Origin of the sequence: Cupriavidus sp. Agwp_2 (genome assembly GCF_040784895.1) — a bacterium.
GTDB lineage: Bacteria > Pseudomonadota > Gammaproteobacteria > Burkholderiales > Burkholderiaceae > Cupriavidus.
Genome location: NZ_CP088084.1, coordinates 1,621,593 through 1,635,408, shown reverse-complemented (window position 1 = coordinate 1,635,408; position 13,816 = coordinate 1,621,593). Strand labels below are relative to the sequence as shown.

Sequence of the window (13,816 nt, the reverse complement as noted above, 5' to 3'; positions counted from 1 at the left end):
GGCAGGAGGCACCCTCATGAGCAGCGCACACGACATGCGTCCGATCATCGTCCGCCGGGCGAAATCGCACGCCAGGCCGCACGGCAACCACAGCTGGAAGATCGCCTACGCCGACTTCATGACGGCGATGATGGCGCTGTTCCTGGTGCTGTGGCTGCTGTCCAGCGCCAACAAGAAGACGCTGGAAGGCATTGCCGAATACTTCCGCATGCCGCTCAAGGTGGCGGTCGTCGGCGGCGAGAAAAGCAGCCAGTCGCCCAGCGTGATCCCGGGCGGCGGCATGGACGTCATGCGCAAGGACGGCGAGGTCATGCGCGCGCGCGACAACGATCCGAGCGAGGAACAGCGCCGCAACGAACTGCAGGAAGGGCAGCGCCTGCGCGCGCTCAAGCAGCGCCTCGAACAGCTCATCGAGAGCAACCCGATGCTGCGCCAGTTCCGCCCGCAGCTGCTGCTCGACATCACCAGCGAAGGCCTGCGCATCCAGATCCTCGATACGCAGAACCGGCCGATGTTCCGCACCGGCAGCGCCAACGTCGAGACCTATATGCGCACCATCCTGCGCGAGATCGGCCCAGTGCTGAACGAGCTGCCGAACAAGGTCAGCCTGTCTGGCCATACCGACGCGGCCAACTATTCCAACGGCGAGCGCACCTACAGCAACTGGGAGCTGTCCAGCGACCGCGCCAATGCCTCGCGCCGCGAACTGATCGCGGGTGGCATGCAGGAAGGCAAGGTGCTGCGCGTGCTGGGCCTGGCGGCGACCATGCCCCTGGACAAGGACGATCTGCTGGCGCCGGTCAACCGGCGCATCAGCATCGTCGTGCTCAACCACAAGGCCCAGGCGCGCTTCGAGGCCGAGAACGCCAGCGCGGCCGAGGTCTCGGTGGCGGCGCAGGCCGGCAAGGCCGCGCAGGAAATCCAGGCTGGGCTGGCCGCGGCCTCCGCGCCGGCGGCAGCGCCGGCCTCGGCACCGCAGGGCCGCAAGCCATGACGCAGCAAACCACCAAGCGCGGCCGCACCGGCGGCGCCCGCGCCTAGCGCAGTAACTTAGTGAGTCAGGACGCCATGTCTGTCGATATCGATATCACACAGTTTTACCAGACCTTCTTTGAAGAAGCGGAAGAACTGCTCGTGGAAATGGAGCAGCTGCTGCTCGGCCTGGACATCGAGTCTCCCGATCCCGAGCATCTGAACGCGATCTTCCGGGCGGCCCATTCGATCAAGGGCGGAGCCGCTACCTTCGGGTTCGCGGCGCTGACCGAGACCACCCACATCTTCGAGAACCTGCTGGACCGCACGCGCCGGCAGGAACTGGCGTTGACCAGGACCATCATCGACACCTTTCTGGAAACCAAGGACGTGTTGCAAGATCAGCTCAACGCCTACCGCAACGGCACCGAACCCGATCCGGAAACGCTGGTGCGCATCTGCGCCGTGCTACAGCAGCTCGCGCAGGAAGCCGCTGGCCAGGCGGGCGCATCGGCGGCCGCTCCGGCCCCGGCACCCGTCGCCGCCCCGGTTGCGGCTCCCGTTGCCGCACCGGCAGCCGCGGCAGGCGGTGCGCTAAAGATCCGGCTGATCAAGGTCTCCGCCAACGACCAGGCGCTGCTGCGCGAAGAACTCGCCAACCTCGGCGAGATCACCGGGCAGCAGGAGGTCAACGGCGAACTGGTGGTGTGGCTCAACACCCAGTGCAGCGCCGACGACATCATTGCGGTGTGCTGCTTCGTGATCGACATGGACCAGATCGCGATCGAAGCCGCCAGCGATGCAGCGGCAGCGGCACCGGCCGAAGTACCCGCGCCGGCTCCGGCGCCGGCCGCGGCAGCACCGGCCGCTCCTGCTCCCGCCGCGCGCGAGAAGGAGAAGGAGAAAGAAAAGGCCAAGCCGGCCCCGGCCGCCGCGCACGGCGAAGGCTCGATCCGCGTGCCCACCGAAAAGGTCGACCAGATCATCAACCTGGTGGGCGAACTGGTGATTACCCAGTCGATGCTGGCGCAGACCGCGTCGTCGCTCGACCCGGTGCTGTTCGACCGCCTGTTCTCCGGCATGGGCCAGCTCGAGCGCAATGCGCGCGACCTGCAGGAAGCGGTGATGTCGATCCGCATGATGCCGATGGACTACGTGTTCTCGCGCTTCCCGCGCCTGGTGCGCGACCTGGCCAGCAAGCTCGGCAAGCAGATCGACCTGGTCACCTTCGGCAAGGCCACCGAGCTCGACAAGAGCCTGATCGAACGCATCATCGACCCGCTCACTCACCTGGTCCGCAACAGCCTGGACCATGGCATCGAGACCCCCGACAAGCGCGTCGCCGCCGGCAAGGAGCCGACCGGCCAGCTGGTGCTGTCCGCGCAGCACCACGGCGGCAACATCGTCATTGAAGTCAGCGATGACGGCGGCGGGCTGAACCGCGAGCGCATCCTGGCCAAGGCCATCCAGAACGGCCTGCCGGTGTCCGAGAACATCAGCGACGAGGAAGTCTGGCAGCTGATCTTTGCGCCGGGCTTCTCCACCGCGGAGGTTGTCACCGACGTGTCCGGCCGTGGCGTGGGCATGGACGTGGTCAAGCGCAACATCCAGGAGATGGGCGGCCATGTGCAGATCAGCTCGCGCCCGGGCCTGGGCACCACCATCCGCATCGTGCTGCCGCTGACGCTGGCGATCCTGGACGGCATGTCGGTCAAGGTCGGTGAAGAGACTTTCATCCTGCCGCTGAACTGCGTGATGGAATCGCTGCAGCCCAAGGCCGAGGACGTGCACACCGCCGCCAACTCCGACCGCGTCATGCACGTGCGCGGCGAGTACCTGCCGCTGCTGGAAATGCACCGCGTCTTCAACATCGCCGGCGCGCTGCAGGAACCCACGCAGGGCATCGCCGTGATCCTGCAGGCCGAAGGCAAACGCTTCGCGCTGCTGGTGGACCAGCTGATCGGCCAGCACCAGGTGGTGCTGAAGAACCTGGAAACCAACTACCGCAAGGTGCCGTGCATCTCGGCGGCGACCATCCTCGGCGACGGCAGCGTGGCGCTGATCGTCGATGTCGGTGCGCTGCAGCGCACCGGCGTGCGCCGGCAGGAGCCGGCGCTGGCTTCGTCGTTGGCCTCGTCGTTGGCCTAACCAACCGACCCACTACAGGAAGAGAAAACACATCATGGCCGGCATCGGACACATCGATACCCCCGGAAGCGACGCTTCGGGCCAGGAGTTCCTGGTCTTCACGCTGGGGTCGGAGGAATACGGCATCGACATCCTCAAGGTGCAGGAGATCCGCAGCTACGAGACCGTTACGCGCATTTCCAGCGCGCCTGATTTCATCAAGGGCGTGACCAACCTGCGCGGCGTGATCGTGCCGATCGTCGACCTGCGCCTGAAGTTCCGCCTGGGCAACGTGCGCTACGACCACCAGACCGTGGTCATCATCCTCAACGTGGCCGGCCGCGTGGTCGGCATCGTGGTCGATGGCGTGTCGGACGTGCTGACGCTGACCGGCGAGGCGATCAAGCCGGCGCCGGAGTTCGGCGTGTCGATCTCGACCGAGCACCTGACCGGCCTGGGCACCGTCGACGGCCGCATGCTGGTGCTGATCGATATCGAGAAGCTGATGACCAGCGCCGAGATGGCACTGGTCGAGGCCGAGCTGGCCTGACGCCGCGCAGCAACCCGAAACGCCACGCAAGCCATGACGCCGTTCCGCACTGCCGCCAGCGCTCCCGCCAGCCTCCAGGGCCTGGCGGGCACCGTCTCCGCGCCGGCCGCCACGCCGCGGCGTGACGAGATGCGCGACTTCCTGCTGACCGAGCGCGACTTCGAGAAAATCCGCGCGCTGATCCACAAGCGCGCGGGCATTTCGCTGGGCAGCCACAAGCGCGAAATGGTCTACAGCCGCCTGGCACGCCGCCTGCGCACGCTGCAGCTGGCCGACTTTGCCTCGTACCTGGCGATCCTGGAGACGGATGACCGCTCGCCCGAGTGGGAGTTCTTCACCAATTCGCTGACCACCAACCTGACTTCGTTCTTCCGCGAGTCGCACCATTTCCCGCTGCTGGCCGAACATGCGAAGAAGATCGGCCGCCCGTACAGCGTGTGGTGCTCCGCGGCGTCTACCGGCGAGGAACCGTACTCGATCGCCATCACGCTGGCCGAGGCGCTGGGCGACCGCGCCGCCACCGTGCTGGCCACCGATATCGACACGCAGGTGCTGGCCAAGGCCCGCAGCGGCGTGTACTCGGCCGACCAGGTCGCACGGCTGTCGCCCGAACGCCTCAAGCGCTTCTTCCTGAAAGGCACCGGCCAGCGCGCGGGCTCGGTCAAGGTCAAGCCCGAGCTGGCCTCCACCATCACGTTCGAGCCGCTCAACCTGCTCGCGCCCGACTGGGGCATCCGCGAGCAGTTCGACGCGATCTTTTGCCGGAACGTGATGATCTATTTCGACAAGCCAACGCAGGGCCGCATCCTGGAGCGTTTCGTGCCGCTGCTCAAGCCGCACGGGCTGCTCTTCGCCGGGCACTCGGAGAACTTCTCCTACGTCACGCGCGCATTCCAGCTGCGCGGGCAGACTGTCTACGAACTGGCGCCCGATGCTGGCAGGGCGGGAAGGGCCTGATGCGCACGCCCTATCTCCCCGAGGCGCTGGCCACCCGCACCTACTTCGACCGCGAGTTCGGCAAGCAGGCAGTCAAGCTGCTGCCCAACGAGTACTACGTGACACGCGAAGACGTGGTGCTGACCACCGTGCTGGGTTCGTGCGTGGCCGCGTGCATCCGCGACGAGGCCGCCGGCGTCGGCGGCATGAACCACTTCATGCTGCCCGATGATGAAGGCGGCAGCGCCGGCGCCGACCGCATGCTGTCGCCGTCGATGCGCTACGGCAGCTACGCGCTCGAAGTGCTGATCAACGAGCTGCTCAAGATGGGCGCCCGGCGCGAGCGGCTGGAGGCCAAGGTCTTCGGCGGCGGCGCGGTGCTGGCCAACATGACCACGCTGAACATCGGCGACCGCAACGCGGATTTCGTGCTGCGCTACCTCAAGGCCGAAGAGATCCGTGTCGCGGCGCAGGACCTGCGCGGGCCCCATGCGCGCCGCGTCAGCTATTTCCCGGTCGGCGGGCTGGCACTGGTGCGCCGCCTGACGCGGCAGGACGACGAGGTCTCGGTGGCGCGCGACGAACGCGCGCTGGCCCGCGCCATCGCCACCTCGGCCAGGACCCCGGCGCGCGCGCCGGAGCGCACCCCCGAACTGTTTGCGCGGCAGTCTTCCGCGCGCCAGCTTCCCTGACCCAATCGAGCACGAATTCCTATGACTGCCGCCAAGATCAAGGTGCTCTGCGTGGACGATTCCGCGCTGATCCGCAGCCTGATGACGGAGATCATCAACAGCCAGCCCGACATGGAGGTGGTTGGCACCGCGCCCGACCCGCTGGTGGCGCGCGACCTGATCAAGCGCCTGAACCCCGACGTGCTGACGCTGGACGTCGAAATGCCGCGCATGGACGGCCTGGATTTCCTTGAGCGCCTGATGCGGCTGCGGCCGATGCCGGTGCTGATGGTGTCGTCGCTGACCGAGCGCGGCTCGGAAATCACCATGCGCGCGCTGGAACTGGGCGCGGTCGACTTTGTCACCAAGCCCAAGCTGGGCATCCGTGACGGGCTGATCGAATACACCGACACCATCGCCGACAAGCTGCGTGCCGCGTCGCGCGCGCGCGTGCGCGCCGCGGCGCACCCGGCAGCCGGCGTCAGCGCACCCGCGCCGATGCTGCGCAGCCCGCTGCTGTCGACCGAGAAGCTGATCATCCTGGGCGCTTCCACCGGCGGCACCGAGGCGATCAAGGAATTCCTGATGCCGCTGCCGCCCGACAGCCCCGCGGTGATGATCGTGCAGCATATGCCGGCCGGCTTCACGCGCTCGTTCGCGCAGCGCCTGGACGGGCTGTGCCGCATCACCGTGAAGGAAGCCGAGCACGGTGAACGCGTGCTGCCGGGCCATGCGTACATCGCACCGGGCGATTCGCACCTGCGCCTGGCGCGCAGCGGGGCCAACTACGTCGCGCACCTGTCGCAGGAAGCGCCGGTCAACCGGCACCGTCCCTCGGTCGACGTGCTGTTCGATTCGGCCGCCGAGCATGGCGGCAAGAACGTGATCGGCGTGATCCTGACCGGCATGGGCAAGGACGGCGCGCGCGGCATGCTGCGCATGCGCGAGGCCGGTGCCTACAACCTGGCGCAGGACGAGCAAACCTGCATCGTGTTTGGCATGCCGAAGGAGGCGATCGCCACCGGCGGCGTGCATGAAATCGTGCCCTTGCCGGCGATGACCCAGCGCGTGATGGCGCGCCTGGCCACGTACGGCACGCGCGCGCAACGGGTCTGAACGGGCCCGGAAACCTGAACAAGCCCAGACAACAAGCTGAAACAACAAGCTGGACCCACTAGCCAATACTGCATTTACCTGGAGCCCTCAAAGTGGACAAGAGCATCAAGATCCTGGTCGTGGATGATTTCCCGACCATGCGCCGGATCATCCGCAACCTGCTCAAGGAGCTGGGATTCGTCAACGTCGAGGAAGCCGAGGACGGCGCCGCCGGCCTGGAGAAGGCCAGGGACGGCAGCTTCCAGTTCGTGATCTCGGACTGGAACATGCCCAACATGGACGGCCTGTCGATGCTGCAGGCGATCCGCGCCGACGCGAATATCGGCAAGATCCCGGTGCTGATGGTGACGGCCGAGGCCAAGAAGGAAAACATCATCGCCGCGGCCCAGGCCGGCGCCAACGGCTACGTGGTCAAGCCGTTCACGGCAGCCACGCTGGACGAGAAGATCACCAAGATCTTCGAGAAACTCGGCGGCTGATCCAGAGGAGCCCTTTGCCATGACTCCGACGCTGAGCAACGATTCGGCCGAGCAACTGATCCTGCGCATCGGCAACCTGACGCGGATGCTGCGCGACAATATGCGCGAGCTGGGCCTGGACAAGGAGATCGAGCGCGCCGCGCAGGCCATTCCCGATGCGCGCGACCGGCTCAACTACATCGCGGCGATGACCGAGCAGGCCGCCGAGCGCACGCTGAACGCGGTCGAACTGGCGCAGCCGATCCAGTCCGGCATCGAGCAGCAGGCCGAGACCCTGGACAAGCGCTGGGAGGCCTGGTTCGAGAAGCCGGTGGAGCTGGCCGACGCCCGCTCGCTGGTGCTCGACACGCGCGCCTTCCTGACCGATGTGCCGGCGCAGGCCCGCGCTACCAACAGCCACCTGCTCGACATCATGATGGCGCAGGACTTCCAGGACCTGACCGGGCAGGTGATCAAGAAGATGATGGACATGATCCGCACGCTGGAGCAGGAGCTGCTGCAGGTGCTGATCGACAATGTTCCGTCCGAGCGGCGCGTGGAAGTGCAGGCGCCGTCAACGCTGATGAACGGGCCACAGGTGAATCCGGAGGGCAAGGCCGACGTGGTGTCGGACCAGGCGCAGGTGGATGATTTGTTGGCGAGTTTGGGGTTCTGACGTTTCGGTTGGGCGTGCATTTTTAAGAGTTTGCCCATACTCGCGCTTGCTGCCTCTGTTCATACTGGGTTCGTCGCTGCGCTTGTGGCGACCGGGTTTAGCAGCCCGCGGGATAGGGCGAACGACTGCCGTCTGGCGGTATCCTTACGTTCGCCGTGCTTGCGCACGCCCCTTCCATGGGCGGGCCCTGGCAGGGGAGCCTCCGGGCTCGCCGGCTCCTATTCCCCGGTCTGCTAACCCTGCTTTGCGCCCGCCCACCCCGATTAACACCCGGGGAGCGGCACTGAACCTGTATGAGAAAGGGGGTATTTCCATGCTTCAGTCCTTACTTGCCCATATCGGGCGATTGGCAATCTCCAGTATCTGCACAATGCAGCAGCGCGCCCGAGCCGCCCATGCGGAGGTGCGCCATGTATAGCCATAGCCATCACGGCATCACAGCGGAACACAACGGTGTCGACATGCTCGTGACCGCCCACAGCCCGGGCGAGAATCCGTTGAGCCTTGCCGTGCAACGTGCGGCACAGCTTCATGGCCTCTTGCTCATGGCCAGCGATCATGGTGCCCCGAATCTGGATCCGGTGGATCTGGACCAGGGGACCTGGGAGAGCTTGCTTTCCCTCGCGGTCAGCCTGGCGCACGAGACGCAGGTGTTGAGTGAACTGGCCGTGCTACATGGCCAGGCATTGCAGGCTGACTGACGTTGGGCGGGGTGCGCAGCCGTGCAATCGGCTGCCGCCCCATCCTGGTTACGCTTCAAACACCAGCTCCGGCACCACGATCTCCCACTCCTTGCACCGGATATGCTTCCTGAAACCGTCCTCCTCATCGTCCACCCGCCGTACCACAATGGCGTGTACCTGCGCCCTGACTCGCCCAACGTGTGATGGCGACCGATAACGGCGAGACAGGCGCCCTACCATGATGCCGGAGGGACTCAACAATTCCCATTTGTCATTGTTGCGACGCACCTGAAGCGCATCGCCGGGGCGTAGCGCCGCGATGGCGGTATGTATCGGATCGCTTGGCTCGCGCCGCCCGGGGAGCCCCAGATCCACGTCGCCAAGCGTAAGGCGTTGATAGCGGGTCGACAGCGCTGCGACAGGGCTCGGCAGCCGCACCGGTGCGCGTTTCATCGTGCTGGCTGAATCCACGAGCGCTTCAACGAACTTGTTGTCTCCGGAAAGACGGCACAGCAGGAGCAGGCGTTTTGCCCGCGTCATGGCAACGTAGTACAGCCGCCTCGGCGCTTCGGCGTCCTCATTCTTCCCAACCTTGTCCCAGCCGCCATCAAGCACCACCACATACTCAAACTCAAGACCTTTTGCGCGATGCGCGGTCAGCAGAAGCAGGCCGGTCTGGCGTCGCTTGACTTCGCGGCCCCATTCGGCAAGCCACTCGGTGAAGTGATCCTTTGGCAGGTCCGCGCCCGAAATCTCCAGCTCGTAGCTTTTCACCGCTTCCCGAAGCATAGCCCACCAGGGGCCGTCCTCTTGCTGCTCAAGCCAGCCCAATATTGCTTCCACATCGACCAGCTTGCCCTGGGTGCTACGCAGCCACGCCAGCATTGCCTGTGTTTCCCGCAAGCGCCAGAAATTTGTGGATTCCTCGTTCGCCATCTGTACCGGGATACCCAGGAACTCGCAGTAGGCGCGGACTGGGTCCAGGTAACTCCATTCCCGGGCTATGACAGCGCATTTGGACCAGCTCCACCCTCTGTCGAGGGAGGCAAGGCGCTTGAATTCCGAGATTGCCGCGAGAGCCTGCGAGGTCAATGAGTCTTCGGCAGGCAATATCTGAACCCGCCCCTGCCCGACGGGGTCGCGAGATTGCCACTCACCGCCGGGCGGATCCCGCCGCCTGGCACGGTCGATGGTGATGGGCTGTACCTTCTTCATACGCTCGGAAGCCAGCTCAATGACGGTATTGGCAGCGTCGATGATGTGAGCTGTCGACCGGTAGTTCTCAATCAAGAAATCCGGCTTGGCCTGATAGTCATCGGCAAAACGGCGGATGAACTCTACCGAGGCGCCGTCGAACGCATAGATGTTCTGGTCGTCGTCGCCTACGGCGAAGATGCTGAGTTTGCTCTCCTCATCCTGGAGCGTGCGGCCCGCGAGAGCCGAGATGAGTGCATATTGTTCGGGGCCGATGTCCTGGTACTCATCGACAAGGATCCAGCGGAAGCCGGCCAGCAGCCGATGGCGTTGCTCATCGGCCTCGTCGGGGGGAAGATCACTTCCGTCGAGTAGCTTGATGGCTTGCTGAAGCACTTCCCTGAAGCGGTCGCTGTCGGCTTTCTCGGCCTGTCCTGCGAAGCTGGCGCCGACGAGCCGCATCGCTAACGCGTGGCAGGTCAATACCGTGACGCTTCGGGCATCGTCTCCGATCAGTTCGAAAAGGCGTTTTCGGATCTCCACCGCCGCGTGCCGGTTGTACGCAAGCGCCAGGATGCCCTGGGGATTCTCGCGTCTGGCCCGCACCAGATAGGCTATGCGGTGTACCAGCACGCGAGTCTTGCCGGAGCCTGGGCCGGCGAGTATCAAGACATTGGTTTGCTCACGTTCATCTGTGACGATGCGTTGCTGGGTCGGGTTGTTGAGTGCTTCGACGACTCGGCGCCAGGAGTCGGGTGTGGTTTGCCGGGACAATTCCTTGTCGCGCCCTGGGAGCCAGCGCAGCAGAAATTCGCTCTGCGACAGGCCGAAATATTCCATTGCCAGTTTCGACGCATCTGCAATGGCTAGCAGCCCGCGCTGGGCGTACTCGGACATTACATGAATCTGCGTGACCTGCTCGTCGTAGTGGATCTGCAGTGGCTCGAAATCCGCCTTCATGAAAGCGCGCTTTTCCTTGTCGAGCAAAATCCTCATGGCTGGCCTGAAGACCGCCAAGCCCTTGTTGAGGCGGATGATCTCCTGCTCGTGCAACCACAACAACGCGCGGTCGAGCAGTTTGGTCGGCTCCTTAACCTGTGCCCGGAGCACCAGATCAGACTCAATGGCCGATAGCAGCTTGCCGAGTGTTGTCTCGGCAAGCACGTCCGTGCCGCGCGCTGAGGCCGGAGTACAGGACAGAAGATGGGTCAGCAGGCGTTCGGCCGCGGTACGGCGCAGCTCAGCCGTCTTATCCAGGCTGTCCCAATTGCGCTGAAGCTGAATCCCGATACTCTCCGCATCCAAACGCCGCACGAGCAAGCTACCAATCCCACCTTCGTCCGTGCGGCCATCATTGGCGATGCTCCGGATAAGGCGCCATACCTTCTCTGGCAACGCGGTGGGGTGGCCCTCGTCCTTCAAGCGCTGGGCGGAACGTCGCAGTTGTAGCACGGACCAATCGCCCTTGCTGAGGTCCGGGGCCGCTTCGCGCAGCAACAGGATCAGGGCCCGTTCGATGGAACGTGCTTCTTCCAACCGCTTCATGGATGACCGTTCCACCGCGACGTGAACGAATGCCGTCAAGGCGGTGTCATTGTTGGCGATACCAAGGCGTTCCAGATCGAAGAGCGCTGCGCGCACCTTTTCGGCACTGAGGCCCGATATCCCCATCAACTCGTCTGTCGAGATGCCTTCGTCCGCGTTCGCACCTAGCAATGCTTCGACCAGGGTCATCAGATTTTGGCGGTACGGGCCGGAAATCTGCGCTGCGGCGAGCTTCTCCCTGGCTTCCTCGCTCGAGTTCACACGTAGTGACGAGGGGAAGATCTGTACTTGGTTTTCCTCTCGCGTCAGCAGCACGGCCTCTTCGAGCCAGGAGATCGCGGTGCGCACGCGGGTGTCGTCGGTTGCAGAATCTCGCTCGAATTTACCTTCCTGGTCTTCTGCGAGAATCTCGCCTGGCGTGGCGATTACCTCGCCGCCCAGGCGCTTCTTGCGATTCAAGCTCCGCAGCGATCGGAGAACTGTCTGTATCTCCGCGCGAGTCAGCCGGGAACGGGCAGACATACTGAATTGGCGCTCAACGTCGTCGGTCGCGTAGAGGAGCACGCACCGGGCCGCGTTGCGGTCGCGCCCTGCCCGACCGGCTTCCTGCAGGTAGTTCTCCAGCGACCCCGGGATATCGGCATGGACTACCAGCCGGACGTCGGGTTTGTCTATGCCCATGCCAAAGGCATTGGTGGCCGTGATTACGCGCAGATCGCCACGGATGAATCGCTGCTGAACGCTCTTCTTCGTCTCCGGCGCTAGTCCCGCGTGGAAGTATTCGGCATGGATATCCTTTTCGCGCAGGAAACGCGCGACCTCCTCAGTTGCTTTTCGGGTTGCACAGTAGACGATCGCACCATCCTTGCTATTCGGGGAGAGCTCGGACGCGAGTACCTGGGAAATATGGTCGAGCTTGGCCTCGGGCGTCGTGGGTATGACCGAGAACTCAAGATTGTCGCGATTGGCCCCGCCGTTGAATAGCCTGAGGCCGACACCCACCTTCTCGCGAAAGTGCTCGAGGATGTCATCTATGACATCGGGCTTCGCTGTCGCAGTCAGGCATAGCACCGCGGGCACGGCGCCATGGCCGGACCACTCCTTGATGAAGCGGCCCACATAGCGATAATCCGGGCGGAAATCATGACCCCACTTGGACAGGCAATGCGCCTCGTCCAGGACCCAGGCGCCAACTTCACGCTGCGCCAGCGCTTTGCGAAGAGCACGATGGCGCAATTGCTCGGGCGAGACAATTAGGATGCCGATATCACCAAGTCGAACCCGGTCCAGGACGTCAGCCCTTTCCGGCATGGAAAGCATGCCGTTTAGCGCAGCGCAGCAGGTGATGCCTTTTGCTTCAAGGCCGGAAACTTGGTCTGCCATCAATGCAACCAACGGAGAAATGACTACCGTCAGTGCGCCTGTCTTATCAAAGCGCGAGAGGGCGGGGATTTGGTAGCAGATCGACTTGCCAGTGCCCGTAGGCAAAATTCCGAGGACATGCTCGCCGCGCATCGCAGCCTCGACGATGCTCTGCTGCAAGGGCCTGCCATTCTCGTCCATCGGCTCCGGGCGGAAACTGGTAAGCGCCGGAAACCAGCGAACCAACTCCTTTACCGCATTGTGGCGCTCCTGACACCACGAGCACGCCGGATTCTCACACGGCGTGTCCCGCAGCAGCTTGACCAATCGCGCCGCATCAGGAAACTGGTGGCGTACCCAGGGCGGCATAACGGAATTTCCGCCCGCGACGGAGAGCCAGGCAATCGCATAGGCGAGCGCCCAGCCTTCCCGCTTTGCGTGCGCAAGGATATGGCCACGATGTGTACTGCAGGTATCACGACCCAGCAGGCTCTCGATTGCCGCAGCGGCCTCCTCTGTTGTTGGCCTGAGCTTGCGGCGCACGGTGATGAAGAAGGCGTTCAGTCCGGAATCTGGTCCGTCGATCGTTGTGAGCCAGTGCCAGGCGGCTAGATATTCCGGATTGGTGGCATTGAGCGCCTGCAGGGCCCGGTGCTGATCATGAAACACCTCCAGCGTCAGACGCGCATCCAATTCCGGATCATTAATCCGGCCCCGCTTCAGTTGTCCATCCTGGTAGTGCTTGACCAGATGGTGATATGGATTGCGAGGGAATGCCAGCGGGTTGATTCGCAGCGTGTCAACCGCAGGCATTTGGAGTAGATGCAAATCGGGTTGCGCAGCCGCCAAATGGGGTAGATCAAAGGCGATCAGGTTATGGCCAAGTATAAAGGCACTGTTTCGGCAGAATGAATCGAGTTTCTCCAGTGCCGCAAACAGGTCGCCGCGCCGATGAACCAGAGATTCCTGCGTGTCGCCGCGCAGGGCTGCAAACTGGTGAATGCGCTGGCCGTCGATCCCGACTTCGAGATCGATCGAGACGCATCGGGGTGAGAAACTGGCTTCCCCTTCGACTTTTGTTTCCTGGCCCTGCATCAACTTCCACCCCTCGGTAAGTTATTATTATGAGCGCGAGTGGCGCATCCCGTTATCTCGGCGCATCAGACTTGGGGCAGGTGATAACCGGGCAGACGCGCCACATAATGTGTGCAATATTGCACAAAAATAGGCCCGCGTGGGATTACTTCAGGGCGAATGAGTAGTGCGGGTACCATGCCAAGTGCTTATACCCACTTTTTCCGCAGAGGACGCTCGTCCAATCGCGCGCGAGCTCCCCCCGCAGCGGCCAAGTAGCCCGCGAGGGTGTGGGGGCTGCATTCTGAGTGAAGCGGCCGATCTCCGCCGGCTGGCCACCGCGAGTCCCCAACAACAGTCCCTAAAGTTCCCCAATTCCCCCGCCGTAACCCCCAGGTCCCCCCATTTCCCAAACAACACCCAAATCCCCCGCCTTTTCCCATGAATGGGAA

At 63.8% G+C, this 13,816-nt stretch carries 10 protein-coding genes; 9 read left to right on the top strand and 1 reads right to left on the bottom strand.

The window, feature by feature from the left end:
• The first annotated feature begins 16 nt into the window (after positions 1-16).
• The 9 genes from motB (at position 17) to LPA45_RS25100 (ending at position 8,207) form a co-directional block, all read left to right on the top strand.
• A complete protein-coding gene (gene motB / locus LPA45_RS25140) occupies positions 17-994 on the top strand; it encodes a flagellar motor protein MotB (RefSeq protein ID WP_116318873.1) in 978 nt (325 codons plus the stop codon).
• A gap of 74 nt (positions 995-1,068) precedes the next feature.
• Positions 1,069-3,120: a chemotaxis protein CheA gene (gene cheA / locus LPA45_RS25135; protein WP_317925034.1), complete on the top strand. Its 2,052-nt coding sequence runs from the start codon at positions 1,069-1,071 to the stop codon at positions 3,118-3,120.
• 34 nt (positions 3,121-3,154) lie between these two features.
• Positions 3,155-3,649: a chemotaxis protein CheW gene (locus tag LPA45_RS25130; protein ID WP_317925032.1), complete on the top strand. Its 495-nt coding sequence runs from the start codon at positions 3,155-3,157 to the stop codon at positions 3,647-3,649.
• Between the two features lie 33 nt (positions 3,650-3,682).
• Complete coding sequence (locus LPA45_RS25125; RefSeq protein WP_317925030.1) at positions 3,683-4,606, top strand: CheR family methyltransferase; 924 nt, start codon at positions 3,683-3,685, stop codon at positions 4,604-4,606.
• On the top strand, positions 4,606-5,277 hold the full coding sequence (gene cheD / locus LPA45_RS25120) for a chemoreceptor glutamine deamidase CheD (RefSeq protein WP_317925028.1): 672 nt from the start codon (positions 4,606-4,608) through the stop codon (positions 5,275-5,277). The genes LPA45_RS25125 and cheD overlap by 1 nt, the downstream gene beginning before the upstream one ends.
• A gap of 21 nt (positions 5,278-5,298) precedes the next feature.
• Positions 5,299-6,372, top strand: coding sequence for a chemotaxis response regulator protein-glutamate methylesterase (locus LPA45_RS25115; RefSeq protein ID WP_317925026.1), 1,074 nt, complete (start codon positions 5,299-5,301; stop codon positions 6,370-6,372).
• A 137-nt stretch (positions 6,373-6,509) separates the two neighbouring features.
• Positions 6,510-6,851 (top strand): chemotaxis response regulator CheY, encoded by a 342-nt coding sequence (cheY, locus tag LPA45_RS25110; RefSeq protein ID WP_216621516.1) that lies wholly within the window; start codon positions 6,510-6,512, stop codon positions 6,849-6,851.
• A gap of 19 nt (positions 6,852-6,870) precedes the next feature.
• Entirely contained in the window at positions 6,871-7,506 is a 636-nt protein-coding gene (gene cheZ / locus LPA45_RS25105) for a protein phosphatase CheZ (protein ID WP_116318866.1), read from the top strand.
• A gap of 410 nt (positions 7,507-7,916) precedes the next feature.
• Positions 7,917-8,207 (top strand): hypothetical protein, encoded by a 291-nt coding sequence (locus tag LPA45_RS25100; RefSeq protein ID WP_199414559.1) that lies wholly within the window; start codon positions 7,917-7,919, stop codon positions 8,205-8,207.
• 48 nt (positions 8,208-8,255) lie between these two features.
• On the opposite strand, the gene LPA45_RS25095 is transcribed toward LPA45_RS25100, so the two are convergent.
• On the bottom strand, positions 8,256-13,385 hold the full coding sequence (locus LPA45_RS25095; protein WP_116318864.1) for a RecQ family ATP-dependent DNA helicase: 5,130 nt from the start codon (positions 13,383-13,385) through the stop codon (positions 8,256-8,258).
• Positions 13,386-13,816 lie beyond the last annotated feature (431 nt).